Below are 24114 nucleotides of genomic sequence, written 5' to 3' on the forward strand. Positions count from 1 at the left end.
CATGAACCCGGCCGCTGAGGCCGCAGTCAGGTACACGGCGCTCGGGTATCGGGTGTACCCGGTCAATGTGTCCTACGTAGACGGGAAAAAGCGCCCCTCGTTCAAGGGGGGCGCTTGGGACCCGGCCAAGGGCGCGGAGTACCCGACGGAGCCGGACGAGATCCGGGAGCACTTCGAGGGTTTCTCCGGCGTCGCAATCAATACCGGACTGTCCGGCGTCGTCGGGATCGATATCGACCAGGGCAACGGGAAATCGGGCATGGACAACCTTCGGGCCGCCGGAGTCCAGCTCGACCCGACGCCCATGGTCGCCATGACGCCTTCCGGCGGGCGGCACCTGCTGTACCGGGCGCACCCGGACCACCCGGCACCGACCAAGAAGGACATCCCGGTTCCCGAGGTGGACGTACGTGGCGTCGGCGGCATCTTGTTCGCCTACCCGACCGCCGTGGGCGACAACGTCTACGGATTCGTCGGGGATGACTGGGTCGGTCCGGAGGACCTTCCGGTGATCTCGGAACAGTGGCTTGAGTTTTTCCGGGAGCGCGAGCAGACGTACGGCCACCGCCGATCGCTGCCCAGCGATCCGGGGGAGCTGCTACAGCGGGTCCGGGATCTCCCGCCCGGCGGTAGCTGGGATGAGCTGGGGCCGCTTTCGATGCGGTACGCGGCCGTCTGTCTCGGGCGGGGTCAGGATGACGACGAGATCGCCGCGGCGTTCGTAGACGCGTTCAGGGACCGGGGGACCGGCGACCCGAAGGACGCGGAGAACTCGATCCGGTCAGCGCTGAAGAAAGTCGAGCCGTGGGAGCCGGACGACGGAGAGGGAGCGTACGAGCGGGCCGTAGCCGACGAGTTGCAACGGCTCCGCGTCAAGGCCGAGGCGCTCCGGCGGCACCAGGCGGCCGAGGCACCAAAGGTAGACGAGGGGGCCGACGTCGTCTCGATCGACGGGCAAGACGAAGGCCGGCAATGGGTTGTCCCGGAGATGTTCCCGCGCGGGGACTTCATGATGATGTACGGGCCAAGCCGGGCGGGTAAATCGGCGCTTCTCATTGACCTTGCCTGCCAGCTCGACACGGGCGGGGCCTTCATGGGGCACCAGCTCAACCGTACGCGGGTGCTGTACCTCGCCGCGGAGTCGGCAAACGGTGTCGCGTCGAGGTTCCGCGCCTGGCAGGCGTACCACGGGACGCGGGTGGACGTGACGGTCCGGAAGAAAGGCGGGCTGTCGCTCGACAACCCGGCATCCGTCGAGAAGTTCGCCGAGTACGTCAAGGCCGAGGGGTTCGGCGTCGTCACCGTGGACATGGTGAAGCACGTCGCGGGGTCGCTCGAATTCGACAAGAACGCGGGCGCGAACGGCGCGCTTATCGCGCTGAACGACGTCGCCCAGTACACGGGCGCACTCGTCATCGGCACCCATCACAGCAAGTCGGCCGCGCCCAACCAGATGGAGGGCAACCACGCGGCACTGTACGGCACCAGTAACTACGTGATGCTTGTCCAGCGCGAAGAGCACGGCGAATTCACGGCCGAGTTGCTGAAAGACAAGGACGGCCAAGACGGACGGCAATGGACGGGGCACGTAGTCCCGGGCCCCAACGGGGTTCCGGTCTACGTATCCGATCGAGCCGTCGGGGGCGTGTTCCGCTAGGAAAGGCAAGCAATGTCAGACACGACTACCGTAGTAGTCCCGGACGCACAGATTCCGTATCATAATCGGAAAGCGCTCCGGGCGCTCATCGGCTTTATCGGCGACTTTCAGCCGAGCGCCGTAGTGAATATCGGGGACCTTGCGGACTTCCCCCAGCCGTCGCGCTGGAACAAGGACACCCGCGGTGAATTCGAGGGCAGCGTCTACCGGGACGCGGAGATCGTTGCCCGCGACTGGTCCGAGCCGCTCCGAGAGGTGTACTCCGGGCCGGTCGGGATTCACGAGGGTAACCACGATGAGCGCCCTCGGGTCTACCTGGAGAAGTACGCTCCGGCGCTCTCGGGGACCAAGGCGTTCCACATGGAAACGCTGCTCAGCTTCGACGCGTACGAATTCACCCGGCTACCCGAATTCCACGACATCGCCCCGGGGTGGCTCTCGACGCACGGGCACCGCGGCGGAATCCGGCTGACTCAGGTCTCCGGGATGACCGCCTTCAAGGCGGCCGAACGGTTCGGGCGCTCCGTCATCATGGGGCACACGCACCGACTCGGCAAGGTGTCCAAGTCGTACGGCTACGCCGGGGAGATCAAGAAGACCCTCACCGGGGTCGAGGTCGGCAACGTCATGGACATGAAGCGCGCGAATTACCTCAAGGGCGCTACCGCCAACTGGCAATCCGGGTTCGCCATTGTGCGGGCCGCGAAGAAATCCGTTCAGGTAGACACGATCGAAATCACCGGCGGCCGTTTCCAGGTCGACGGGGTTTCTTATCAGGTCTCGTAACTTAACAAACGATCAGAGGGGATAGAAAGTGTCGGAACATGGCGCACTTGTAGACGAGGTCAAGCGCGCCGCGCGGTCGGCGGCGCGTAGCTGGGACGGCGTCGTCGGCGCTGACGACGTCGAGCAAGAGATCTGGGTCCACCTTCTGGAGAAAGACCGCACGGCGACCGTGTCTGCGATGGACGCCGACGACCGCCGCAAGGTCCTCGGGCGCATCGCCGACCAGGTGGCGCGGCAGGAACGCGCTGACTACGAGGCTTTCCGTGGCAACTTTCACTACAGCACCGACGAGGTCCGGGCGATTCTCGAGAACGCCGGCAACGTGCTCGATCCGGATTCCCGGGCGGGCTCTTGGTTCGTCGCGTCCGGTGGAAAGGAAAACGTCGCGGACGCCGAGGACACCCCGGGCTCCGAGACTCACGCGGAACGGATGGACCTGGTGACCGGGCTCGCCCGGCTCCGCGAGGCCAACCCGCGGTACGCGGAAATCCTTGTGCGGCATTACGTCCACGGGGAAGAGGCCGCGTACCGGGTCGAGCTGACGCGTGCCCGGGACGCGCTCACTCGCGAGATGAACACCGCGCGACGTGAGGCGACGGCCGACCACGACGGCCCGAAGAAAGGAGGGCGCAAGCCGTGAGCGAAGGGGAGTGGGACCCGTTCAAGAACCCGGGTCAGCCGCGCCCGGCTAGCGAAGAACCTCCGGCACGAGACGTGCCGGTTGATGATCAGAAAGAGGGAGGGCCCGAGTTGGCCGAACTGCCGAATGGCAACGTCAAGGTGACCTTTAAGGCTACGGGGGGCTATGAGGCCCCTTGGGTTGTCGCCGAGGGCACGGCGGGCTATCTCGCTGGCTTGTTCGCAATCGAGAGCTTCGACGGCAAGATTTCCACCCTCATGAAACAGGCCATCGCCATTGACGCGTACTACAAGAAACAGTACGTGAAGGCGGCGGAGACCAACCCAAAAGCCTAAAGCCCGGTCAGCCCCCGGGCAGCGTGGAACCGCCCGCGTGGGCGGGAGAAGCGCCGGTGTGCGAGCACGGTGTACAGCGTCGGTACAAGACGGTCGTGAAGAAAGCGGGCGGCGTCTCGCACCTCTTCGAGTGCGTAGCCGTCCGCTACCCGGACCCCAGACAGTGCGACGCGAGTTGGATCAATCCCCCGAAGAAAGGAACCAAATAAATGGCGTGGGAAACGGTCGGCGGTAACGGCGAGTACGAAGAGCGCGAGACGCTCTCCACTAATATCGGCGAGAAGTTCGAGGGGACTTACGTCCGCCGTAGCAAGCTGATGCCGTCCAAGTTCGGCGGTGACTACTGCTACGTGGACATCGATCTCCCGGACGGCACCAAGGGCACTTTCCCGGCTGCGGGCATCTTGCTGGAGCGGGTCGAAGAGGCGGGCATGATCGGCGGTGACGCGTTCCGCGTCGAGTTCTTCGAGTCCGAAAGCAAGGCGGGCCGGAAGTACAAGAACGTCCGCCTTCAGGTCAACCGAGGTGGCGGCACGGTCGCTGCGAGCAAGCCGAAGACGGCCGCCAAGCCGAAGGCAGCGAGCAAGCCGCGGCCTGCCGAGGCGGCCCCGGTCGCCGATGACGACGAGCCGCCTTTCTGACGTCTTCTAACTTAACAAACGATCGGGGAGGCCGTAGCTAAGCGGCCTCCCTGACATCGCTTGAGGGGAAACCATTTGTCACACAAGGAACTTTCGGTGCTGCACACCGAAACGGCCGCCGTCGAAACCGAAACCCAAGACGGGGACAAGTCCGTCACGGTGTCGCTTCGGTTCTCGGACGGCAACTACTCGTCCGGAAGTCGGGCACACCTGACGTGGGCCGCGGGCCGCGCCCTGCTGCGCCGGCTCTCCGAGATCTACGGGGAGGCCAAGTGACCGACGTTGCCGCACTCGTCCGCGGAGTCACTGACCTTGCCGCCGAGAACCGACGGTTGCGGGCGACGCTCGCATACCGGGAAACGGCCAACCGAAAGCGGTTGACGCCCGCCGAGGTCGCCGAGATTCGCCGCCTGTGGGAGACGACTTCCCTTACGCAGGCGGCCATCGCGGCGTCATTCGACGTCAACCGGGCGACCGTGTCCCGCATCGTTCGCGGCATCTACTACGGCAATTAGGGGAAGGGGCAGGGCGTGAAAGGAACTGTCTCTTTCGACATCGAGACGCACTCCGCGAGTCTCTTGCACGTCTTGCCCCCCGAACGGTTCTTCCGGATCGGCGGGTACAAGTGGGCCGGGGCTGACGAGGTGCACCTAACCACCGACCTTGACGAGATGCGCGACGTTCTCCGGTCCGCTCGGTGGATGATCGGGCACAACATCATCAGCTACGACTTGCCCGCCATCTTCGGCACCAAGTCCGACGAGCCGCTGGAGTTCGCCGAGGCGGGCCGGGTGATCGATACGTTCACCCTTGCGGCGCTTAGGAATCCGGCCCCGTACCAGTACACCAATCGGCACGGGAAACCGGCGTACGCCGACAAGCCCGAGCGGATGCTGGCGTGGTTCGGGCTGGACGAGCAAGCGTTCCAGCTTGGCGTACAAGGGAAAACCCACGACCTCAAGGCGCTCGCCTACGAGTACGGGGACCCGTCGCTGAGCAAGGCGGACCGCATCGCCGATGGATTCGGCAAGATCCCGGTAGACGATCCGCGGTTCCAGGACTATCTACGGGGCGACGTCGACGCGTCGGAGGCCGTGTGCCGCGCGCTTCTCAAGTGCGGGAAGCTAACCCCTTACGAGCTGCGGGAAATGCGGATCGAGAGCCGCAAGGCGATCATCTCGGCCAACGGTCTGCGGGTGGACAAGGAACGCGCGGAGGCGCGCGTTGCCGAGCTGGCCGAGCGCCGCGCGGTCATCATGGCAAACCTTGTCGAGTGGTACGGCCTGCCGACCGAGGGCGATGCACCGTGGTCCACCACCGAGGGCAAAGCGGCGATCCTGAAAGCCTTGGCGGACTACGGGATTACTCCGGAGTCCCGTCCGGATTGGCCGAAGACGCCCGCGTGGGAGAACGCGGCGGCCAAGCGCGCGGAGAACCTGGCGAAGGCGGCCAAGCTACGGGAGAAGGTGCGAACCTGGCGGTTCGAGCTCAAGAATGGCAGGCAACGCGAGGACCGGACTTACAAGCCGCTCACCAAGAAACAGGCTGAGGCCCGGGACAAGTGGATTGCCCGGGACCTGGCGGCGGCCGAGGAGATCGAGGCCAACCCGTTGCCGGTCGGCTTCGGGCTCAACCTCGGTGGCGACACGCTCAAGGCGTTGACCGAGGGCACCCCAGCCGCGGAGCTGGGTGCCGCGCTCGCGGAGCTGAAGGGGCAGCGGTCGCTAGCGCAGCTCGCGCTTGACTCGATGTACCCGGACGGATTCGTCCACCCGGATATCACGATGCTTCAGCGGTCCGGCCGTTGGTCCACAACGAAACCCGGGCTGACGGTCTGGACCAACAACGGGCCGGGCGCAATCGAAAAGGCGTATTACCTGCCGGACTCGCTAGACGACGTGTTGCTTGAGTTCGACTTGTCCAATGCGGACGCTCGGGCACTAGCAGCGGAGAGCGGCGACAAGAAGTACGCCGAGCGTTTCGAAGAGGGCGCGGACGGCCACCTGATCAACGCGTGGGCCGCATGGGGCAAAAACATCGTCGGCACCGACAAGCACAACCCGGTGACCCACGACTATCGCCAGAAAGCAAAGCCGCTCGGTCACGGGTGGGGTTACGGCGGTCAACCGAAGGCTCTGGCGCGGGTGTCGGGCCTGCCGTTGAAAACGGCGGAAGAGTTCTGCGCCGGTATGAACGCCACCTTTAAGGGACTCGTCGCCTGGCAGGACCGTATCCGGCAGTTCGCCCGGCGGCACGGATACGTCGTCAACGGGTGGGGCCGGATCATGGCCGTTGAGAAAGGGCGCGAGTTCACCCAAGCGCCCGCGCTTATCGGACAGTCCACTACGCGGGAGATCATCTGCGATTTCCTGCTAGCTCTGCCGGTGCACATTCTGCGCCGCGTGAAAGCGCAGATTCATGACGCGGTGTTGATCTCGATTCCGCGCGAGAACTGGGAAGAGTGCCGGGACTACATCCTTCGCAAAATGCAAACAAGTTACGAGCCGGACCACGGGCGCGGGCAGTACATCGAATTTCCAGCGGACGCCGGGCCCGCCGGGAACAACTGGTTCGAGGCTATCCACTGAGAGGGGACATCAGAAATGGGAACCAAGTACAACGAGAAGTTCACGACCACGGACCAGCTTGGTGGGTCGGATACGTTCGAGGTCGAGGCGATTCAGTACGACTTCCGGAAGTACGTAAGTCTAGACGTCTCAGACGGCGAGTGCGCCTTTATCGCGGGGCTCACGGCTGAAGATGCTAACCGCTTGGCGCTCGCGCTCGGCGAGGCAGCCGCGGCGCTGGACGACAAGCCGCCCGCCCCGCTGCCTCCGGCCGACGAGACGCGGGCAACGGCGATCCAGGAGGCAATCGAGGCGCTTGGGCTGCTGGACCAGGTGCCATACGGGGAATTCGCGGCGGCCGTTGGCACCGTGGTTGAACGGCTGAAGGCTGTGTTGTGATCGAGCTGGATCTATCGGAGCCGGAAGGAATCGGCTCCCTCTGTACCGGATATGGCGGCCTCGACTTGGCCGCCATATCTGTGTTCGGGGACAAATTGAAATGGTGGTCTGACATAGACCCCGGGCCCATAAAGGTGATGAGCCATCATCACCCGGACGTGCCGAACCTTGGCGATCTGCGCGAAGTCGATTGGACCAAGGTCCCGAAAGTACGAATCGTCACGGCTGGCTATCCCTGTCAGCCCTTCTCGAATGCGGGTAAACGACTTGGCACGGAAGACCCCCGTCACCTCTGGCCCTGGATCTCGGACGCCCTTGGCGTACTTCGACCCCGTTACGTCGTCTTGGAAAACGTCGCCGGACACCTCCGGCGAGGCTTCGACGTTGTCTCCGCAGATCTTTCCGCAATGGGGTATCGCTTCGCGTGGGGAGTTGTTTCCGCTTCCGAAGCCGGTGCTCCCCATCTCCGAAAGCGTCTCTTCGTCGTTGCTGAAAACACCGACTAGCAACCTTGGGGCGAACGGAGGGCCGCAACTTCCGGAAAAGAGAAAGGCGGGCGGGCACGGCCCGACCCTTGAAGACGAGGTGTACGAACTTGCTGTTACTGCCGTCGCCTCACGCGAACATGTCAACCGGGCCGTGGCACAAAGGCCGAGAGGGCGGCCTGAACCTTCAGACTGCGGTAGCGAGGTTATGGCCGGTGGAGGCTGAACCAACCGACTGGAAACAGTACGAGCCCGCCATCCGGCGATGGGAACAAAGCCTTGGCGTGCCCGCTCCGCATCCATCGACACGGGGACCGCGAGGGGGCGTGAAGGTCTCGCCGGCCTTCGGGGAATGGCTGATGGGTATCCCGGGACGGATTACCTCTGTTTCCGGATTGCCGATTAACGCGCAACTGAAGCTAGCGGGGAACGGCGTGGTCCCCCAGCAAGCGGAGATAGCCATTCGTGAACTACTGGCGATCCTGTCGGCGGATGAAACGGAGCAGGCAGCATGAGGGGGACTGCCGAAACGGTGCGGAGTCTGCTCCCGACGCCTCGGGCAACGGACGGAACCAAGGGGAGCCCAAACCAGCGGGGCAGCAAAGGTGATCCGATGCTGCCCCGCGTCGCTGTGGCCATTCTTCCGTATGAGCCGATCGCGGAACGGCAGGACTGGCGAGACTACGCCGCGGCGGTTCGGCACTGGGAATGCGTAGTCGGTACCCCCGCGCCGTCGCCCACGGTCGTCAGCATTCGGGGAAGTCGGGTACTAAGCCCGTACTTGGTTGAATGGATGATGGGAATCCCCGTCGGCCACGTAACAGGGATATCTGGGATAAGTCGTAACGCTGCCTTAAAAGCACTCGGTAACGGTGTCGTCCCCCAGCAAGCCGAATTAGCCATTAGTCAGCTATTGGCGATCCTGGCAACAGATGAAGAGGAGAAAGCGGCGTGAGTGAGAACAGCAACCACCGTAAGAGCTTGCTCCGCAAAGCGGAGTCTCTGGTGAACGGCGACCGCAATAACCAGTACGGTCCGCCGCACCAAGATTTCCAGCGAACCGCAGATGTACTGTCGTCCCTCGGGTTCTGCTTCACTGAGGGGCGCGGAGCGACCCGGGATATCGAGGCTCACGACGTCGCAATCATCCTCGCGGCAGTGAAGCTCTCCCGTCTCGCGTGGTCTCCGGAGAAGGAAGATAGCTGGGTTGATCTCGCGGGTTACGCGGCGTGCGGACGCGAGGCTTACGAGCTGACGCACCCGAAGCCGGAGGAACCGGAACCGGCGAGCAGGCACCGGGAGGTCAAGACGCTGGGCGGTGTCACGGTCGGCACGTTCGGCAATGACGGCAAGCGGGTGCGGTACTTCCGGATGCCGAACGGCATGTTTTACCGCCTGGCGGACGGCGTGATGACGTTCGTCGCCAACGAAGGCGGCCCGCGGAAGCCTTCGAGCGGCAAACACAATTCGACTTGGGACGAGCACGAGGTTCCGTACCGGGACACGCCCGAGTGGGCGCGCGTTGACTGAGGTTCAACGGATACCCGCCGCGTTCGTCGCGGCGGCCGTCTCGGTCGTTTTCCTTTTCCTGCTACTGGATTGGTGGATGTGATGGACTCCGAAACGTACGAGTACCGAGTGATGCACCGGTCGCCGACGACGCGGGCGACCAATGAGGACCCGCCGGGTTCGTGGGTTCAGTTCAAGCCCCGCTCCGGAGGGTCGACCGGCGTCTACCCGACGTTGTCCGGTGCCCAGCGCGGAAAGCGCTACGTCGAGACCGACTATTGGTACCAGGGGCACGACGTCAAGATTCAGCGGCGGCCGGTCAGCCCGTGGGCGGACATGTGACGGCCGCGGGCGACCAGCGAATCGCTCAGTACGAACGGGAGCGCTCCGAAGCTATCGAGATCGCTCACCGGGCGATGACGAGTAGCTACATCGGCGCTACGCCCCCGGGCCTGCGGGGCGACGCTGACCGCATGGTCGCCGCGTTGATAAATGCCGGGTGGACTCCGCCGCAATCGGCGGGCGAGGTCGACCAGGTGGCGACCGCGCTACAGGAACGCGACCGGGAGCACTCGGGGGTAGAGGAACCGAGAGACTTCTACGAAGACATGGCGGCCGTAGCTATCGCGGCCGTACGTGGGTACTGAGACAACAAAGCCCCCTCCGGGTGGCCCTTCGCGGGCTGCCTGGAGGGGGCTTTTTTTGCGTTTCAGGGTTGTGCTACGACCAGCTTGGGTGCGACCCACTTCAGCGAGGCGGGCGGCTCCGGCTCGCGGAGGAACTCCCCGATTGCTTGGTAGACGGTTTCCGGTGGGACCTCGGAGCCGGGGAGAGTGCGCTTCGGTTTGGCGGCTTCCTTTCCGACGTGGACCCACGGGAGCCCGTCGCCCTCACCGGTTGCCGGTACGCGCAGGATTCCGCCGTTCACGTAGTAGATAGCTGCCTTGGACCCGTGTAGGGCGACGATGAGGGACGGGAACGTAACCTCGTCATCGCCGATAACCTCAGTCTGGATAATCCAGCCGTGCGCCTGGTCGTGGTCCCTGCCGTTGAACCGTCGCAGCTCGCTGACAAGGTCCGTGTCGGCGGGCAGGCTGCCGACCTCTACCACGGGGGTATTGAGGATCATCGTTGCTTCCCTTCGTACGTCCGCTTGTACGGTCGGCCCTGGGAGTCTGTCCCTAAGACTGTGAGTCTACAGCCTGGCGGGAGAATGGTTTCCAGGTGCGCGTGACAGCCGCCAGTCTCGCCCGCCTCCGAGCCGCATGGAGCGTGGTTAATTGTCACTTCGGCGTCTGTTGCGCCCGTCTGAATGGCCATCATCGCGGTTTTAACTTCCACGTGGTTCGCCAGGCCGGGCGGAGCCCCTACCTCGTTGAGTCTTTCTTTGGCCGTGTCCGTCCACGTGTCGTTTTGTGTGGCTGTGATTCGACCGAAGGGCATTCCGTCGACAACTGCGTACCCGGTCATCTGGGAATTCCCCTGTCCCTTTAAGACGCGCTTCGGGAGAGAGTCCGCGTAGTCGGACTCTTCTGGGTATTCGTCCCCGTGTCGGTTTTTCCTGATGGACGGTTGCGGGACAGACGGGCCGCCGCTAAATGCTTTGAAGGCGCTCCTGTATGCTCTGGAGAACCCCGCTGAATTCCGATCCCGTCTGTGCGGTGGTCGTCACGCTTGCCTGCATCTGTTCCATAGACTGAATGGTGCTCTGATGCAGTTCGGTGTTTGCGAGCGCGTTGCCTATCATTTGCTTAATCTCTTCAGCGATATTGGCAGCGTTCATCATGACGGCCTGGAAGTCATTGCACTTGGCTATGGCGTTGCCAATGGCCACGATTGTTTCTTCATGGAGTGACATTGTTGCCCCCTGGTTGTTTAGTTAGCGTTATAGTGCCGCGTTTGATTGGGCAAGGGCACCCGGGCGGGCACATGCTCTTGTGCCACCGTGAACAATTACTGCGAGCCTCTCGGAGTTTCCGGAGATCATCGAGATTGAAGGTCTCTTTCTTCTCCGTCATTCCGCCTCGTGCTTCGGCCATTGCTGCCCCCCTTTGGAGGCTATCGAAATGCGGTAGTCGCACATTCCGATGAAGGCCACCGCGGCTCCGATGAGCGAGATAGCAAACCCCTTTGCCATCTCGGCATCTTGGTATCGCGGACCCGCATAGAATATGAATTGTCCGTTCCCGTCATCGAAGACAATGGACGGTACTGTGTTGTTCCTGAGGGCTGCGCGGACATGGAGCGCGCCGGATACTCGTAGTGTCAATGGTTCATTTGCGCGGCTCACTCGTCCCCCTCGTTCGCTGGGGCGGGGACGAGAGCCAGCGGGCGCGATTGGGTTAAACCAGCGCCAGCCCTCGTCCCCGCAGGCCACCGCCAACCGGGCGGGAAGGCTCAGAGGATGGGAGAAGGTTTCCTCTGAGCCGGGGTGGTTAACGGGTGCCATGTCCCTAGCGTCGTGATTGCACGACGCTGTGTGTAGGGAAGGGGCGCGGGAAGACGGGGGAAGATTTAGGATGGCCGTATGGCCAACGACGCGCTACGGCTCGCCCGCGAGGCTAAACCCTCCCAGATTCACCCCGGTATGCCCATGAGTCGTGAGGAACTGGCCGGACTGGTCGCCGAGCGGATCGCGCTCGACCTCGGGAAGCCCGCGCCGTTCGACGCTAACCATCTGGGGAAGCTTGAGCGGGGGGCCGTTCAGCGTCCCTCGGCTATCGTCCGGGCCGCGCTGTGTTCCGTGTTGGACGCCGGAGAAAGCGAACTCGGGTTCACGTCCCACGGGGAGCGGGAGCGCGTAGTAGCCGCCTTGTCCGGCAAAGTCGCCACCGACGCCGATGCGCTCCGGGCTATCGCGGGTGTTCTGGCAGGCGTGCGCCGACTGGAGGACGCAACGGGGGCCGCAGACGTCTTACCGACAGTGCACGCACAGCGATCGATGGTCGACCGTTTGGCGCAGAACGCGCGCGGACAGGTGAGGGCGGAAGCCGTTGGATTGCTCTCCGAGTTGGAACAGTACCTCGGATGGCTGAGTATCCCGCTCGATCGGTGGAGCCAATCCAGGCAGCACCTCGACCGGGCGGCCACGTTGGCGCTGGAAGCAGGAGACCCGGACCGTCTGTCTACGGCGCTGTCGTTCTCCGCCTACCGCAACCTCCGACGGGACAACCTCCAGAGCGCGGAAGCGCTCAACGAGGCCGCGGGACGGGACACCCGAGTCAACGTCGGGTTGCGGACGTACACGAAGTTTCAGCGGGCGGAGGTGCTCGCCAGAGATGGCCAAAGCGCGGAGTCCCGTCGGGTGCTCGCGGACGCCGAGCGGCTGACCGAGGGTCTTCCGATCGATCCGGAGGAACTGCCCACGGCCGGGTACTGGTACATCCCGTCGTTCTTCCTCGGTCAGCGCGCCTTTGTGCTCGCGGCGCTCGGGGAGAAGCAAGAGGCCGCGCGAACCGCGCGGGAGGCTATCGCCGAGATGCCGCCCGCGTGGCGTACGGCGGAGTGGGCCGGACGGCGTCTCAAGCTTGCGGAGCTTGACTCTTAGCAAAAAGCCCCCTGGTCAGACGGCGTGTCACCGGCCCGCCTGCCCACAGGTAGAGCCACGGAGTACGGTGTGAATTGGGCTCGCGGGACGAGGCCTGCGAATTCGGCAACCAACGCCTCGACTCGCTCCGCACCGTCATGGAAGAAGGCGAAGTCCGCATCGCCCGCGCCAAAGGCGTCGTCCGCTATCCAGCCCAGTTCCAGCTGGTCCTGGCCACGAACCCATGCCCCTGCGCCCCGCCCCGGGAAACCGACTGCACCTGTTCAGTAACCACCCGCCGCCGCTACCTGTCGCGGTTGTCGGGCCCCCTCCTGGACCGGGTAGACCTCCGCGTCCGCCTGCGCCCCCTAACGGCGATCTCCGCCCACCAATCAACCGCCCCCGAACCGACATCGGCCGTCCGAACCCGAGTCCTGGCCGCCCGAGACCGCGCCAAACACCGCTGGCACGAACACGGATGGCAATCCAACACGGAGGTGCCCGGCCCAGTCCTGCGCCGAGATTTCGCCCTGCCTCCACCGGCGACCGCGGTCCTGGACCGAGCCCTCGACCGAGGCCTCCTGACCGCGAGAGGAGCCGACCGATGCCTGCGCATCGCCTGGACCCTGGCCGACCTGGCCGCCCTGCCCGAGCCGGACACCGACCACGTCACCGCAGCCCTTGACTTCCGAGAACGCAAAACCGGCTAACCCCGGCTGCTCACCCGAACCCGAAGGGATTCCTCGCCACGGCAGTCGTCAGTTCGCTAGGACCACAGCGAATGGCACCGGTGCCGGGCCCCGACCTCGTGAACGGCCCGGCTCTGGCTGCCGCCTGCTCACCTGAACCCGAAGGGATTCCTCGCCACGGCAGTCGTCAGTTCGCTAGGACCACAGCGAATGGCACCGGTGCCGGGCCCCGACCTCGTGAACGGCCCGGCTCTGGCTGCCTTCCGCTCACCGGGGCCACGGCGAACTGTCCTTCACCGGACTGGTGTTCCGTCGCTCGAGCCCGTTCGACGAGTTCCAGCTCAGGTCGGTGCCCCGTTCGTCATGCCAGCGTCGAGCGGTCCGGGCTCCCCAGGGCCGATGCGCCGTCCCGCTCCCGGTCGAAAGCCGCTCGCCCGGAGCGCGCCGGTAGCCCGCAACCAGTCCGCCGCTCACCCAACCCCCGGCCCAGATGTCCCGCCCGGACAGGCAAACCCGCCCGTCCGAACCTTCACCGAAAGGAACCACCCATGTCCAGCCGAGCCATCCCGTCCGCCACCCCGCGCACCCGGCACCGCAGGCCGAAAACGCCGCAGCACAAGATCGTCCGGCATCTGCATCCCGTCCGGCGCGGGGAGATCCGCCCCGAACACGACCCCGTCCGGGTTCGGGAACGGTTGGCGCTGCACCGGCATCTCGCCGTCGTCCGCTCCGAGAACCCCGGTTGCCGAAGAGGTGCGGCGTGAGCGTCGCCGTCGAGGACCAGACCGCGGCGACCGATTCCGAACGGCTCGCCCGCGCGTATCTGCTGGGCGTCGTCGAACCACCGGCACCGCACCTGCTGGAGTTCGTCGGCGAACACGGCCCGATCGTGGCAGCCGAGCGGGTCCAGGCCGGAGACTGTCCCGAGCGGGTTCTCCGCGAAACGGCAGCGCGGCGGGAATCCACGATCGCGGAACAAGATCTCGAGGCGGCCGCCAAAGCCGGTGCCCGGCTCGTGATTCCCGAAGACTACGAATGGCCAGCGTGGCCGCTGCTCTCGCTGGCCGTAGCGACCGGCAACGGCGTGAAGCACGTCGCCGCGCCGCTCGGGTTGTGGGTCCGCGGCACCGCGAACCTGGCCGAAGCCGCCGACCGCGCGGTGGCGGTCGTCGGCGCTCGGATGGCCACGGACTACGGCGAGCACAACGCGCTCGAGATCGGCCACGCGTTGGCAACTCGCCAAGTACCGGTCTTCTCCGGTGCGGCCCTGGGCATCGACGCCGCCGCTCATCGCGGCGCGCTCAGCGGTGGCGGGGTCACGGTCGCGCTGCTCGGATGCGCAGTCGACTATTCCTATCCCGCGGGGAACGTCGACCTGTTGAACCGCATCGCCGACGGCGGCGCGCTGGTCAGCGAGTACGCACCGAAGACTCCGCCCGCACGCCATCGATTTCTGGTGCGTAACCGCCTTATCGCAGGTCTCACCGACGGCACAGTCGTTGTGGAAGCCGGAATCCGCAGCGGCGCACGCAACACCGCCACCATCGCGGGCGCGCTCGGCAAGGTCGTGATGGCGCTGCCGGGATCAGTGCATTCGGGCAGTTCAGCGGGTTGCCATGCGTTGATCCGGGACTGCAAGGCCACGTTGGTCACCTCGGTCGACGAGGTGCTCGAAACCGTGGGGCGGTTCGGTACCGCGGCTCCTGCGGCTGAGTCCAGCCGACGGCCCACCGACAGTCTCGGCCCGGAGGCGTCGCGGGTTTACGACGCGCTGCTCCCGCGAGCCGGCCGGGCTCCGGAGGAGGTCGCGGAAAGTGCTGGAGTGCCGGTTTCCCGAGTTCGCGCCTTGTTGCCGGCACTGGAAATCGACGGCTTCGCGATGCGCGGCGACACCGGCTGGCGGCAGATCGTTCGAACGGCCAACCGATGATGGGCGTGGCGATGCTTGACCAATGGCGATGGTTCGCGCAGCGTAATCGCCATGCCCTCAGCGAGTGCACGCAAGGACGCGGTCCCGCGTCCCGGTGGACACCGGAAACGCCCGCCACGACCCGATCTTCGTGCTCTTCGCGCCGAATTGCCGGAGTCAGCCGAGTCGGTGGTGGCCGGTTACGAACGGCATCTGTCGCTGGAGCGCGGGCTGTCGCCGCACACCGTGCGCGCGTACGTCGGCGACGTCGTTTCGCTGTTGGCGTTCGTGACCGTGGGGGAGGGTGACCGTCCCGCGCGGAGCTTTGAGGACTTGGACGTCACGCAGCTGCGCGCGTGGCTCGCGGGGCAGCGCTCGGACGGCGCTGGGCGCACCACCCTCGCGCGCCGCGCCGCGGCCGCGCGCACGTTCACCGCTTGGGCGCACCGCACCGGTTTGCTGAAGTCGGACCCGGGCGGTCGGCTGGCCGCGCCGCGCGCGCACCGGACCTTGCCCGGCGTGCTTCGCGCCGAACAGGCTGACGCGCTCATGGACGCCTCCGCGAAAGGGGCAGCCGAACGGGATCCGGTCGCTCTGCGTGACCGCGCGTTGGTCGAATTGCTGTACGCAACCGGCATTCGGGTGTCGGAGCTGTGCGGTCTGGACATCGGCAGCGTGGACTTTTCCCGCCGCGTGGTTTCGGTGGTGGGCAAGGGAGACAAGGAGCGGACAGTTCCGTTCGGCGTCCCGGCGGCCGAGGCGCTGACCGCGTGGCTGGAGGACGGACGGCCTGCGCTGGCTGGGGAAACGCCGGGCCCGGCGCTTTTCCTGGGCGTGCGCGGCAAGCGCCTGGACCCGCGCGCGGCGCGCCGGGTGGTGCACGAGGCGGTGGCCGCGGTGCCGGGCGCAACGGACATGGGGCCGCACGGGCTAAGGCATTCCGCCGCGACGCATCTGCTCGAAGGAGGTGCCGATCTCAGGAGCGTTCAGGAACTGCTTGGTCACGCTACGCTGGCCACGACCCAGCTCTACACTCATGTGACCGTCGATCGGCTGAAGGCGATCCATGACCGAGCACACCCGCGGGCCTGAAGAGGCCGGCGGTGGCTCGGCCGGGGACGGCAGGGCCGAACCGCCGGCGCACGCGCATCCGCACGAGCACGGAGACCACACTGAGCAGCACGCCGAGAACGACCGTGCGATGACTTCCACGTCGCAGGTCACGGAAGCCGGGGCGGAACGCCCCGGCGTGCAGGACGCCGTCACTGGGGACGGTCGTCCTGGTCAGGACGTCGACGCGGGGATCCAGGCGCTGTGGCAGCAGTTCGCCGACAAACCGGACCAGACGTCGCGCGACCGGCTGGTGCTGCACTACGCGCCGCTGGTGAAGTACGTCGCGGGCAGGGTCGGCACCGGACTGCCGACACACGTGGATGTCGGCGACCTCGTGCAGTCTGGAATATTCGGATTGGTCGACGCGATCGAGAAGTTCGACCCGGAACGCGGCCTGCGCTTCGAGACGTACGCGATGCAACGCATCCGCGGCGCCATCCTGGACGACCTGCGCTCCCAGGACTGGGTCCCGCGCGCGGTGCGCAGCAAGGCAAAGGAAACGGCCCGCGCGCTGGAACGCCTCGGCGCCCGCCTGCACCGAACCCCGACCGACGCCGAACTCGCCGGCGAGATGGGCATCAGTCTCGACGACCTGCGCGACTTCTACGGCCAGCTCCGCCTGACCAGCGTGGTGGCCCTGGAAGATCTCGTCGCCGCGGGCAAAGACGCCGGCTCGCTGGTCGACACCCTCCCCGACGACGGCGCGGTGGACCCGGTGGCCGTCCTGGTGGACCAGGACAACCGCCGCCAGCTGGCGGAAGCCATCGCGCAGCTCACCGACCGGGACAAGATCGTGGTCAGCCTCTACTACTTCGAAAGCCTGACCCTGGCCGAAATCGGCAAGGTCCTGGGCGTCACGGAGTCCCGCGTGAGCCAGCTCCACACCCGCGCGGTGATGCGGCTGCGCGCCAAGCTGATGGAGCAACCGCCCGGCTGACCCCTGCCGAGGACCGGCCGGGCGGCGACGGCCTGGCCGGACGGGATCGGGCGCGGTGTCACGGACCTTCTGCCCAGGGTTTGAGGCGGACTCGGCTCGGGTCGCCGACCAAGGCGAGCGGGTCGATGTATTCCGTGCCGCGGCGGGCGCCCCAGTGGAGGCAGGCGGCGGTCGGGCAGCCGGGATGGCCCGGCGTGGCTGTTCCTAATGGCTGGCCTCGGTAGATCTGGTCTCCGGGGGCGACTGCCGGGGCGATGGGGAGATAGGTCGTGTGCAGGCCGCCGTCGTGGTCTAGGGCGACTACTCCCTGGCCTGCTACTTGACCGGCGAAGATCACGACGCCCATGTCTGCCGCCAGGACCTGTTGTCCGGCGGCGGCTTCCAGGTCGACACCGCGGTGGCCTGGGCCGAATGGGGTCGCGGGTGGTTCGAAGTTGCGGGTTACGTGGGGGCGGGGCGTCAGGGGCCAGGCGAGGCGGCCGGGTTGTTCTGGGGTGGGCTGGGCGTCGGCTTGGTTGTCGAGCAGGGCTGCTGAGGCTGCGGACAGGGTCAAGACTGTCGCCAGGATTAGCCACGTACGGGTGGTGTTTCGGTGGCTGCGCAGGCCAATCAGCGGGAGATCACCCACTGCCCCGGCCAGGCGTAGCGGTGAGCGGCCCCAGCTGAAATCGCACGGCAGGGAGATCCTTGGCAGGAGGGTCGCTGGGGTTCGGGGTGGGCGGAGGAGTCTTCGGGAGGCGAACACGGCGTAGCGGGTGATTGCGCCTGCGGCGGACTTCGCGCGTGTCCAGGCACGGCGGATTCTGGGCGGTCTGGCTGGAGTTCTGCGGTGACGGCCGCTCCGAGGGGGTGCGGCAGCGGGCGGGAGTGTGTCGTCCGGGGCCAGCAGAATGGCGGCTGTGGGCGGGTGCTGGGCGAGCAGAGCGGCGGTCGCCAGGACTACTGGGTGAGGTGTCTCCGGCGAGGGTTCGGCTCGGCTGCTCGCCTCCCTGTCCGGGCGGGGGAAAGGCGAGGGCGTCGAGCTGGGAGTACGTCGGGCGGCAAGGGAATCGGCAGGGGAATCGGCAGTTCGGGCAGAAGCGGCGACAGCGGGAAAAGCTCGCGTAGTGGTCATGCCTCCATCGTCATCCACCGGCCGACCGGAACCGGCTCCTCAGCGGCAGTTGTCCACAGGCGGACACAGTTGTGGACAACCCCGGGCCGGGCGAAGGCTGCCCGCAGGGGCGGGCCTGGTGGCGGGGAGTAGAATCAATCCCGCAGTCCACTCGCTGGACTGACTTCGCGTGCACGTGCGCGCGTCCCCGGACGGGCCGCTTCGGCGGGAACCCGGACGGAGGGGCGCACGGTGTCCGGCGGTCCCTGGGGTTTCGCACTACCGAACCCGCGGGTCCGGGCATCGGCTACGGCACCAGGGCCCACGACCTCCCGGTCGCGGGCGACTAACCGGAACAGCGCCTCCGCGGGCGGATCGAAAGACCGGCGGCGGGAGCGCGCGAGTACAGAGAAGGTGTGATTCCGGCAATGGCCGTCGTCACCATGAAGCAGCTGCTCGACAGCGGCGTGCACTTCGGGCACCAGACCCGTCGGTGGAACCCGAAGATGAAGCGCTACATCTTCACCGAGCGCAACGGCATCTACATCATCGACCTGCAGCAGACGCTGACGTACATCGACCGTGCGTTCGAGTTCATCAAGGAAACCGTCGCGCACGGCGGCACCATCATGTTCGTCGGCACGAAGAAGCAGGCGCAGGAAGCGATCGCCAACGAGGCCGCGCGCGTGGGCATGCCCTACGTGAACCAGCGCTGGCTCGGCGGCATGCTGACCAACTTCCAGACCGTCCACAAGCGCCTTCTCCGCCTGAAGGAGCTCGAGGCCCAGGAGCAGACCGGCGGTTTCACCGGACTGACCAAGCGCGAGATCCTCACGCTGACCCGCGAGAAGGACAAGCTCGAGAAGACCCTGGGCGGCATCCGGGACATGGCCAAGGTGCCGTCCGCGGTGTGGATCGTCGACACCAAGAAGGAGCACATCGCCGTCGGCGAGGCTCGCAAGCTCAACATCCCGGTCGTCGCGATCCTCGACACCAACTGCGACCCGGACGAGGTCGACTACCCGATCCCGGGCAACGACGACGCGATCCGTTCCGCCGCGCTGCTCACGAAGGTCGTCGCCGAGGCCGCCGCCGCCGGGCTGATGGCCCGCTCGGGCCGCAACGGCGCTTCGGCCGACGCGAAGCCGGAGACCGGTGCTTCGGACGAGCCGCTGGCCGAGTGGGAGAAGGAGCTCCTCGCGGGCTCGGAGACCGCCGCCGCCGACGCGACCGAGGCCGCCGCCGCGACCACCGAGGCCGCCGCGACCGAGACGGCCGCGACCGAGGCCCCCGAGGCCGCCGCGACCGAGACCGCGGAAGCGAACGGCGAGCAGGCTCCGGCCAACTCCTGATCCACCCCGTCCGGGCGGTCCGCGCAGGGCCGCCCGGACGGCGCTCACCGCACACGTACCTGAAACGGACGGATTCAACACGATGGCGAACTACACCGCCGCTGACGTGAAGCGCCTGCGCGAGATGACCGGCGCGGGCATGATGGACTGCAAGAAGGCCCTCGAGGAGAACGACGGCGACTTCGAGAAGGCTGTCGAGTTCCTGCGCATCAAGGGCGCCAAGGACGTCGGCAAGCGCGCCGAGCGCGCCACCGCCGAGGGCCTGGTCGCCGGCGACGGCGGCGTCATGATCGAGCTCGACTCGGAGACCGACTTCGTCGCCAAGAACGACGAGTTCCAGCAGCTCGCGGCGAAGATCGTCGAGGCCGCGAAGGCGCTGAAGTCCAGCGACGTCGAGGCCCTCAAGGCCGCCGACCTGGGCGGCAAGCCGGTCAACGAGGCCGTGCAGGAGCTTTCGGCCCGCATCGGCGAGAAGCTCGAGCTGCGCCGCGTGGTGTCGTTCGAGGGCAAGACCGCGACCTACCTGCACCGCCGCGGCTCCGACCTCCCGCCGGCCGTCGGCGTGCTGGTCGAGTTCACCGGTGACGACGTCGACGCCGCCCGCGGCGCCGCCATGCAGGTCGCCGCGCTGCGCGCGAAGTACCTGACCCGCGAGGAGGTGCCGGCCGAGATCATCGAGAACGAGCGCCGCATCGCCGAGCAGACCGCCCGCGAGGAAGGCAAGCCCGAGCAGGCGCTGCCGAAGATCATCGAGGGCAAGGTCAACGCGTACTACAAGGACAACGTGCTGCTCGAGCAGCCGTCGGTCAAGGACAACAAGAAGACCGTCAAGGCCCTGCTCGACGCGGCGGGCGTGACCCTGACCCGGTTCGCCCGGTTCGAGGTCGGCCAGGCCTGAGCGAGGCACTGGGACTAGGTTCTGGCACTGTGCCCCGTCTCCGCGCATCGGGGACGGGGCACAGTCGGGTCTACCGAGGGGCAGGAGGCGACAGACATGGGTGAGGACCGGGTCGAGGGCGGGTACCGCCGGGTGCTGCTGAAACTGGGCGGCGAGATGTTCGGCGGCGGCGCGGTGGGCGTCGACCCCGACGTCGTGCACTCCGTCGCCCAGCAGATCGCCGACGTCGCGCGCACGGGAGTGCAGATCGCGGTGGTGATCGGCGGCGGCAACTATTTCCGCGGCGCGGAGCTCTCCCAGCGCGGCATGGACCGCGACCGCGCCGACTACATGGCGATGCTCGGCACCGTGATGAACTGCCTCGCGCTGCAGGACTTCCTCGAAAAGGAAGGCCTTCCCACCCGCGTGCAGACCGCGATCACGATGGGCCAGGTCGCCGAGCCCTACATCCCGCGCCGCGCGGAACGGCACCTCGAGAAGGGCCGCGTCGTGATCTTCGGCGCCGGCGTCGGCATGCCGTACTTCTCCACCGACACCGCCGCCGCGCAGCGCGCGCTCGAACTCGGCTGCGAAGCCGTGCTGATGGCGAAGGCCGTGGACGGCGTCTACACCGCGGATCCGAAGACCGACCCGGACGCGAAGATGTTCACCGACATCACCCACCGCGAGGTGCTCGAGCGCGGCCTCAAGGTCGCCGACGCCACCGCGTTCAGCCTCTGCATGGACAACAAGATGCCGATCATCGTGTTCAACCTGCTCACCGAGGGCAACATCGCCCGCGCGGTGGGCGGTGAGAGGATCGGCACGCTGGTCTCGACCCCCGCCGACGAGGCGTCCGCCTAGACCTGCTGGGATCAAGCTCAGGTCCGACAACACAACACCGGGAGTAGCCGTGATCGACGAGACCCTCCTCGACGCCGAGGAGAAGATGGAAAAAGCGGTGTCCGTCGCGAAGGAAGACCTCACGTCGGTGCGCACCGGGCGGGCCAACCCGTCGATGTTCTCCCGCATCGTCGTCGAGTACTACGGTGCGCCGACCCCGCTGAACCAGCTGGCCAGCGTCAACGTGCCGGAAGCCCGGATGGCGTTGATCAAGCCTTACGACCAGACGCAGCTGAACGCCATCGAGAAGGCGATCCGCGAGTCCGACCTCGGCGTCAACCCGAGCAACGACGGCAACGTCATCCGCATCGTCATCCCGCAGCTCACCGAGGAGCGGCGCAAGGAGATGGTGAAGGTCGCGAAGGGCAAGGGCGAGGACGCCCGCGTCTCGATCCGCAGCATCCGCCGCAAGGCCAAGGAAGAACTCGACCGCATCGCCAAGGACGGCGAAGCGGGCGAGGACGAGGTCGCGCGCGCGGAGAAGGAGCTGCAGAACCTCACCGACACCTACGTGCACCAGGTCGACGAGCTGGTGAAACACAAGGAAGCCGAGCTGCTCGAGGTCTGATGAGCCAGGTGAGCGAGGAACGCGACGAGCGGGTGAGCGACATCCCGCCACCGGACCCGGCCGCCGAGCCGGACCCGGTGTCGCGGCCGGAACCGGCTACGGAAAACCCTGCCGTGCAACGGAAAACAGACACCGCGGCCGCTGCGCGCGCGGAATCCGGTGCTGCGTCGGGGAAACCGGCGGAAACCGGGAACGGCGCGACGACTGCCTCTTCAGTGGGAGAGGGCGCGAAAGGCGTTCCCGCGAAGGGTTCCTCCGCGAGCCAGCAGGCGAACGGCGAATCGGTCGCGTCCGGGAACACGCCGGAGAACGACGGGAAAGCGGAGAAGAAAGCGTCCCGGGCCGGGCGCAACCTTCCCGCGGCGATCGGCGTCGGGCTGCTGCTCGGGGCCGCGATCATCGTTTCCCTGGTCACCGTCCGGTTCCTCTTCATCGGGGTCATCGCCGCCGCGATCGCGGTCGGCACGTTCGAGTTCTCCGGCGTGCTGCGCCGCGTCGCGGACACCAAGGTCGCGCTGATCCCGGTGCTGGTCGGCGGGCAGGCGATGATCTGGCTGGCCTGGCCGTTCGGCCGGGAAGGCGCGCTCACCGCGTTCGTGCTCACCGTCCTCGCGTGTCTGCTGTGGCGCTTGCCCGGCGGTGCGAAGGGCTACGTGCGCGACGTCAGCGCCTCCGTTTTCGCCGCCGCGTACCTGCCGTTGTTCGGCGCGTTCGCGGCCATGCTCGTGCCGCCGCACGACGGTGTCGGCCGCGTGCTCACCTTCCTGATCGCCGTGGTCGCCTCCGACACCGGCGGCTACATCGCCGGCGTGCTCGGCGGCAAGCACCCGATGGCGCCCACGATCAGCCCGAAGAAGTCCTGGGAGGGCTTCGCCGGTTCGATGATCGCGGGCATCGCCGCGGGCGTGCTCACGATCAGCCTGATGCTGGACGGCCACGCCTGGCAGGGCGTGCTCTTCGGCGCGGCCATCGTGCTCACCGCGACGCTCGGCGACCTCGTCGAGTCGCTCATCAAACGCGACCTCGGCATCAAGGACATGGGCACGCTGCTGCCCGGTCACGGCGGCATCATGGACCGCCTCGACTCGCTGCTGCCCTCGGCCGTCGTGTCGTGGCTGCTGCTGTCGGCCTTCGTTCCCGCCTGAGTCTGTCTTCGGCGGGCGGCAAGAGAGCTTCCCGGTGACCGGCGCGCCCGGCTGAGCCAGCGGGGGCGAAAACAGCAGAGTTTAGTCGTCGTACGGGTCGTCGACCTCGGCGCGGCCCACGTCTTCCAGCACCCGCGAGTGGTCGATCACCGCGAACACCGCGCCGTCCGGATCGGCGAGGATCGCGGTGCGGCCGAACGGCGTGTCGTACGGCTCGATCACCACCGAACCGCCCAGCATCAGCGCCTGGCCCGCCGTCGCGTCCGCGCCGCGCGCGGGGTCGATCTCGAAGTACACGAGCCAGTGCGGGGGAGTGTCCCGGCGGTATTCGGGACCCATGACGTAGCGGTACAGCACTGCGGTGTGCTCAATGGAATATTCGGCATAGTCGACGCTTTCACCGTCGCCGACCTGACGGCTCGAGTAGTTGAACAGCTTGGTGTAGAAGTGGTCCGCGGCCACGCCGTCGTGCGTGTTGAGGTCCGCGCCGCTGAACGTGTTGGGCACGCCGCCCGCGAACTGCCAGTCCGGCGGGGCTTCCCAGAACACCACCGGCGCGCCGCACGCGTCGATCGCGTGCACGATGCTGCCGCGGCCGGGAATCGCGACCGGTCCCAGCGTCACCTGCCCGCCGAGGTGCTCGACCCATTCGGCCGCGCTCGCCGTGTGCGGCACCGCGAGCTGCATCGTCCAGCCGGGCGCGCTGCGGGCGCCTGCTTGGTATAGACCACCGGCGGCCACCCCGTCGCACGAGGCGATGGAGTACCGGCCGGTCGGCGACGCGGGATCGCGCCGGGTTTCGTATTCCCAGCCGAAAAGGCGGGAGTAGAAGTCTTGGGTCCGGGCTTCGTCGTGGCACGCCACCTCGACCCAGCAGGGCAATCCTGCCGGGATCGTGCGGGCGCCGGGCCAGCCGATCGACATTGCGTGTCTCCTCCCCGATGAGGGAGAAGTGTATTCGGCGGGACGGGGTTCTACGCTCT

General features: G+C 66.7%; 30 protein-coding genes and 1 pseudogene. 26 read left to right on the forward strand and 5 right to left on the reverse strand.

The window, feature by feature from the left end; all coding sequences use genetic code 11:
• Nucleotide 1 precedes the first annotated feature (1 nt).
• From ACFORO_RS42635 to ACFORO_RS42700, 15 genes are all read left to right on the forward strand, one after another.
• Nucleotides 2-1657: an AAA family ATPase gene (locus ACFORO_RS42635; RefSeq protein ID WP_377870222.1), complete on the forward strand. Its 1656-nt coding sequence runs from the start codon at nucleotides 2-4 to the stop codon at nucleotides 1655-1657.
• A 12-nt stretch (nucleotides 1658-1669) separates the two neighbouring features.
• The gene (locus ACFORO_RS42640; RefSeq protein ID WP_377870221.1) at nucleotides 1670-2443 is read left to right on the forward strand and encodes a hypothetical protein; all 774 of its coding nucleotides are present in this window, start codon (nucleotides 1670-1672) and stop codon (nucleotides 2441-2443) included.
• A 28-nt stretch (nucleotides 2444-2471) separates the two neighbouring features.
• Complete coding sequence (locus ACFORO_RS42645) at nucleotides 2472-3083, forward strand: hypothetical protein (protein WP_377870220.1); 612 nt, start codon at nucleotides 2472-2474, stop codon at nucleotides 3081-3083.
• Nucleotides 3080-3418 (forward strand): hypothetical protein, encoded by a 339-nt coding sequence (locus ACFORO_RS42650; protein ID WP_377870219.1) that lies wholly within the window; start codon nucleotides 3080-3082, stop codon nucleotides 3416-3418. Before ACFORO_RS42645 ends, ACFORO_RS42650 begins: the two co-directional genes overlap by 4 nt.
• A gap of 23 nt (nucleotides 3419-3441) precedes the next feature.
• Entirely contained in the window at nucleotides 3442-3627 is a 186-nt protein-coding gene (locus ACFORO_RS46690) for a hypothetical protein (RefSeq protein ID WP_446681596.1), read from the forward strand.
• Nucleotides 3628-4059, forward strand: coding sequence for a hypothetical protein (locus ACFORO_RS42655; protein WP_377870218.1), 432 nt, complete (start codon nucleotides 3628-3630; stop codon nucleotides 4057-4059). It begins immediately after the preceding gene.
• A gap of 96 nt (nucleotides 4060-4155) precedes the next feature.
• Complete coding sequence (locus ACFORO_RS42660) at nucleotides 4156-4335, forward strand: hypothetical protein (protein WP_377870217.1); 180 nt, start codon at nucleotides 4156-4158, stop codon at nucleotides 4333-4335.
• Complete coding sequence (locus tag ACFORO_RS42665; protein WP_377870216.1) at nucleotides 4332-4574, forward strand: hypothetical protein; 243 nt, start codon at nucleotides 4332-4334, stop codon at nucleotides 4572-4574. The genes ACFORO_RS42660 and ACFORO_RS42665 overlap by 4 nt, the downstream gene beginning before the upstream one ends.
• A gap of 15 nt (nucleotides 4575-4589) precedes the next feature.
• A complete protein-coding gene (locus ACFORO_RS42670; RefSeq protein ID WP_377870215.1) occupies nucleotides 4590-6647 on the forward strand; it encodes a DNA polymerase in 2058 nt (685 codons plus the stop codon).
• 15 nt (nucleotides 6648-6662) lie between these two features.
• Nucleotides 6663-7025: a hypothetical protein gene (locus ACFORO_RS42675; RefSeq protein ID WP_377870213.1), complete on the forward strand. Its 363-nt coding sequence runs from the start codon at nucleotides 6663-6665 to the stop codon at nucleotides 7023-7025.
• Nucleotides 7022-7531, forward strand: a complete 510-nt coding sequence (locus tag ACFORO_RS42680) for a DNA cytosine methyltransferase (RefSeq protein WP_377870212.1) — start codon at nucleotides 7022-7024, stop codon at nucleotides 7529-7531. Before ACFORO_RS42675 ends, ACFORO_RS42680 begins: the two co-directional genes overlap by 4 nt.
• 305 nt (nucleotides 7532-7836) lie before the next feature.
• On the forward strand, nucleotides 7837-8025 hold the full coding sequence (locus ACFORO_RS42685) for a hypothetical protein (RefSeq protein WP_377870211.1): 189 nt from the start codon (nucleotides 7837-7839) through the stop codon (nucleotides 8023-8025).
• A 436-nt stretch (nucleotides 8026-8461) separates the two neighbouring features.
• The gene (locus tag ACFORO_RS42690; protein WP_377870210.1) at nucleotides 8462-9040 is read left to right on the forward strand and encodes a DUF6378 domain-containing protein; all 579 of its coding nucleotides are present in this window, start codon (nucleotides 8462-8464) and stop codon (nucleotides 9038-9040) included.
• 81 nt (nucleotides 9041-9121) lie between these two features.
• Nucleotides 9122-9361, forward strand: a complete 240-nt coding sequence (locus tag ACFORO_RS42695; protein ID WP_377870209.1) for a hypothetical protein — start codon at nucleotides 9122-9124, stop codon at nucleotides 9359-9361.
• A gap of 74 nt (nucleotides 9362-9435) precedes the next feature.
• Nucleotides 9436-9666, forward strand: a complete 231-nt coding sequence (locus ACFORO_RS42700; protein ID WP_377896761.1) for a hypothetical protein — start codon at nucleotides 9436-9438, stop codon at nucleotides 9664-9666.
• A 62-nt stretch (nucleotides 9667-9728) separates the two neighbouring features.
• Here ACFORO_RS42700 and ACFORO_RS42705 read toward each other — a convergent pair whose 3' ends face one another.
• The 3 genes from ACFORO_RS42705 to ACFORO_RS42715 all read right to left on the reverse strand — a co-directional run bounded on the left by ACFORO_RS42705 (nucleotide 9729) and on the right by ACFORO_RS42715 (nucleotide 10853).
• Nucleotides 9729-10148: a hypothetical protein gene (locus ACFORO_RS42705; RefSeq protein WP_377870208.1), complete on the reverse strand. Its 420-nt coding sequence runs from the start codon at nucleotides 10146-10148 to the stop codon at nucleotides 9729-9731.
• The gene (locus ACFORO_RS42710; protein WP_377896762.1) at nucleotides 10145-10489 is read right to left on the reverse strand and encodes a DddA-like double-stranded DNA deaminase toxin; all 345 of its coding nucleotides are present in this window, start codon (nucleotides 10487-10489) and stop codon (nucleotides 10145-10147) included. Before ACFORO_RS42710 ends, ACFORO_RS42705 begins: the two co-directional genes overlap by 4 nt.
• A 124-nt stretch (nucleotides 10490-10613) precedes the next feature.
• On the reverse strand, nucleotides 10614-10853 hold the full coding sequence (locus tag ACFORO_RS42715) for a hypothetical protein (protein ID WP_377870207.1): 240 nt from the start codon (nucleotides 10851-10853) through the stop codon (nucleotides 10614-10616).
• A gap of 693 nt (nucleotides 10854-11546) precedes the next feature.
• On the opposite strand from ACFORO_RS42715, the gene ACFORO_RS42720 reads away from it, so the two are divergent.
• From ACFORO_RS42720 to ACFORO_RS42745, 6 genes and pseudogenes are all read left to right on the forward strand, one after another.
• Nucleotides 11547-12566 (forward strand): XRE family transcriptional regulator, encoded by a 1020-nt coding sequence (locus ACFORO_RS42720; RefSeq protein WP_377870206.1) that lies wholly within the window; start codon nucleotides 11547-11549, stop codon nucleotides 12564-12566.
• Between the two features lie 86 nt (nucleotides 12567-12652).
• Nucleotides 12653-13255 (forward strand): annotated as a pseudogene (locus ACFORO_RS42725) (ATP-binding protein); the annotation flags it as partial.
• A gap of 527 nt (nucleotides 13256-13782) precedes the next feature.
• Nucleotides 13783-13998, forward strand: coding sequence for a hypothetical protein (locus ACFORO_RS42730; RefSeq protein ID WP_354737577.1), 216 nt, complete (start codon nucleotides 13783-13785; stop codon nucleotides 13996-13998).
• The gene (dprA, locus tag ACFORO_RS42735) at nucleotides 13995-15164 is read left to right on the forward strand and encodes a DNA-processing protein DprA (RefSeq protein WP_377870205.1); all 1170 of its coding nucleotides are present in this window, start codon (nucleotides 13995-13997) and stop codon (nucleotides 15162-15164) included. Before ACFORO_RS42730 ends, dprA begins: the two co-directional genes overlap by 4 nt.
• 51 nt (nucleotides 15165-15215) lie before the next feature.
• Nucleotides 15216-16235 carry a tyrosine recombinase XerC gene (locus tag ACFORO_RS42740; RefSeq protein ID WP_377870204.1) on the forward strand — a complete coding sequence of 340 codons (1020 nt, stop codon included), beginning with the start codon at nucleotides 15216-15218 and terminating at the stop codon, nucleotides 16233-16235.
• Nucleotides 16210-17193 (forward strand): FliA/WhiG family RNA polymerase sigma factor, encoded by a 984-nt coding sequence (locus ACFORO_RS42745; RefSeq protein WP_354737571.1) that lies wholly within the window; start codon nucleotides 16210-16212, stop codon nucleotides 17191-17193. The genes ACFORO_RS42740 and ACFORO_RS42745 overlap by 26 nt, the downstream gene beginning before the upstream one ends.
• A 58-nt stretch (nucleotides 17194-17251) precedes the next feature.
• Here ACFORO_RS42745 and ACFORO_RS42750 read toward each other — a convergent pair whose 3' ends face one another.
• Nucleotides 17252-17746, reverse strand: a complete 495-nt coding sequence (locus ACFORO_RS42750) for a murein hydrolase activator EnvC family protein (RefSeq protein ID WP_377870203.1) — start codon at nucleotides 17744-17746, stop codon at nucleotides 17252-17254.
• A gap of 968 nt (nucleotides 17747-18714) precedes the next feature.
• Here ACFORO_RS42750 and rpsB point away from each other — a divergent pair.
• From rpsB to ACFORO_RS42775, 5 genes are all read left to right on the forward strand, one after another.
• A complete protein-coding gene (gene rpsB / locus ACFORO_RS42755; RefSeq protein ID WP_354737567.1) occupies nucleotides 18715-19638 on the forward strand; it encodes a 30S ribosomal protein S2 in 924 nt (307 codons plus the stop codon).
• A gap of 82 nt (nucleotides 19639-19720) precedes the next feature.
• A complete protein-coding gene (gene tsf, locus ACFORO_RS42760; protein WP_354737565.1) occupies nucleotides 19721-20536 on the forward strand; it encodes a translation elongation factor Ts in 816 nt (271 codons plus the stop codon).
• 96 nt (nucleotides 20537-20632) lie between these two features.
• A complete protein-coding gene (gene pyrH / locus ACFORO_RS42765; protein WP_037810316.1) occupies nucleotides 20633-21379 on the forward strand; it encodes a UMP kinase in 747 nt (248 codons plus the stop codon).
• A 49-nt stretch (nucleotides 21380-21428) separates the two neighbouring features.
• The gene (gene frr, locus ACFORO_RS42770; protein WP_344286019.1) at nucleotides 21429-21986 is read left to right on the forward strand and encodes a ribosome recycling factor; all 558 of its coding nucleotides are present in this window, start codon (nucleotides 21429-21431) and stop codon (nucleotides 21984-21986) included.
• A 215-nt stretch (nucleotides 21987-22201) separates the two neighbouring features.
• Nucleotides 22202-23131, forward strand: a complete 930-nt coding sequence (locus ACFORO_RS42775) for a phosphatidate cytidylyltransferase (protein WP_377870413.1) — start codon at nucleotides 22202-22204, stop codon at nucleotides 23129-23131.
• Between the two features lie 81 nt (nucleotides 23132-23212).
• Here ACFORO_RS42775 and ACFORO_RS42780 read toward each other — a convergent pair whose 3' ends face one another.
• Entirely contained in the window at nucleotides 23213-24055 is an 843-nt protein-coding gene (locus ACFORO_RS42780; RefSeq protein ID WP_377870202.1) for a VOC family protein, read from the reverse strand.
• Between the last annotated feature and the right edge of the window lie 59 nt (nucleotides 24056-24114).

This window comes from Amycolatopsis halotolerans, from assembly GCF_042647905.1.
Classification (GTDB): domain Bacteria; phylum Actinomycetota; class Actinomycetes; order Mycobacteriales; family Pseudonocardiaceae; genus Amycolatopsis; species Amycolatopsis halotolerans.

Bases quoted from the DNA above. Each gene is read 5' to 3' on its own strand.
- ACFORO_RS42635 (WP_377870222.1), top strand. From the start codon at position 2: ATGAACCCGGCCGCTGAGGCCGCAGTCAGGTACACGGCGCTCGGGTAT.
- ACFORO_RS42640 (WP_377870221.1), top strand. From the start codon at position 1,670: ATGTCAGACACGACTACCGTAGTAGTCCCGGACGCACAGATTCCGTAT.
- ACFORO_RS42655 (WP_377870218.1), top strand. From the start codon at position 3,628: ATGGCGTGGGAAACGGTCGGCGGTAACGGCGAGTACGAAGAGCGCGAG.
- ACFORO_RS42675 (WP_377870213.1), top strand. From the start codon at position 6,663: ATGGGAACCAAGTACAACGAGAAGTTCACGACCACGGACCAGCTTGGT.
- ACFORO_RS42695 (WP_377870209.1), top strand. From the start codon at position 9,122: ATGGACTCCGAAACGTACGAGTACCGAGTGATGCACCGGTCGCCGACG.
- ACFORO_RS42700 (WP_377896761.1), top strand. From the start codon at position 9,436: ATGACGAGTAGCTACATCGGCGCTACGCCCCCGGGCCTGCGGGGCGAC.
- ACFORO_RS42705 (WP_377870208.1), bottom strand. From the start codon at position 10,148: ATGATCCTCAATACCCCCGTGGTAGAGGTCGGCAGCCTGCCCGCCGAC.
- ACFORO_RS42710 (WP_377896762.1), bottom strand. From the start codon at position 10,489: ATGACCGGGTACGCAGTTGTCGACGGAATGCCCTTCGGTCGAATCACA.
- ACFORO_RS42720 (WP_377870206.1), top strand. From the start codon at position 11,547: ATGGCCAACGACGCGCTACGGCTCGCCCGCGAGGCTAAACCCTCCCAG.
- ACFORO_RS42730 (WP_354737577.1), top strand. From the start codon at position 13,783: ATGTCCAGCCGAGCCATCCCGTCCGCCACCCCGCGCACCCGGCACCGC.
- ACFORO_RS42740 (WP_377870204.1), top strand. From the start codon at position 15,216: ATGCCCTCAGCGAGTGCACGCAAGGACGCGGTCCCGCGTCCCGGTGGA.
- ACFORO_RS42745 (WP_354737571.1), top strand. From the start codon at position 16,210: ATGACCGAGCACACCCGCGGGCCTGAAGAGGCCGGCGGTGGCTCGGCC.
- rpsB (WP_354737567.1), top strand. From the start codon at position 18,715: ATGGCCGTCGTCACCATGAAGCAGCTGCTCGACAGCGGCGTGCACTTC.
- tsf (WP_354737565.1), top strand. From the start codon at position 19,721: ATGGCGAACTACACCGCCGCTGACGTGAAGCGCCTGCGCGAGATGACC.
- pyrH (WP_037810316.1), top strand. From the start codon at position 20,633: ATGGGTGAGGACCGGGTCGAGGGCGGGTACCGCCGGGTGCTGCTGAAA.
- ACFORO_RS42780 (WP_377870202.1), bottom strand. From the start codon at position 24,055: ATGTCGATCGGCTGGCCCGGCGCCCGCACGATCCCGGCAGGATTGCCC.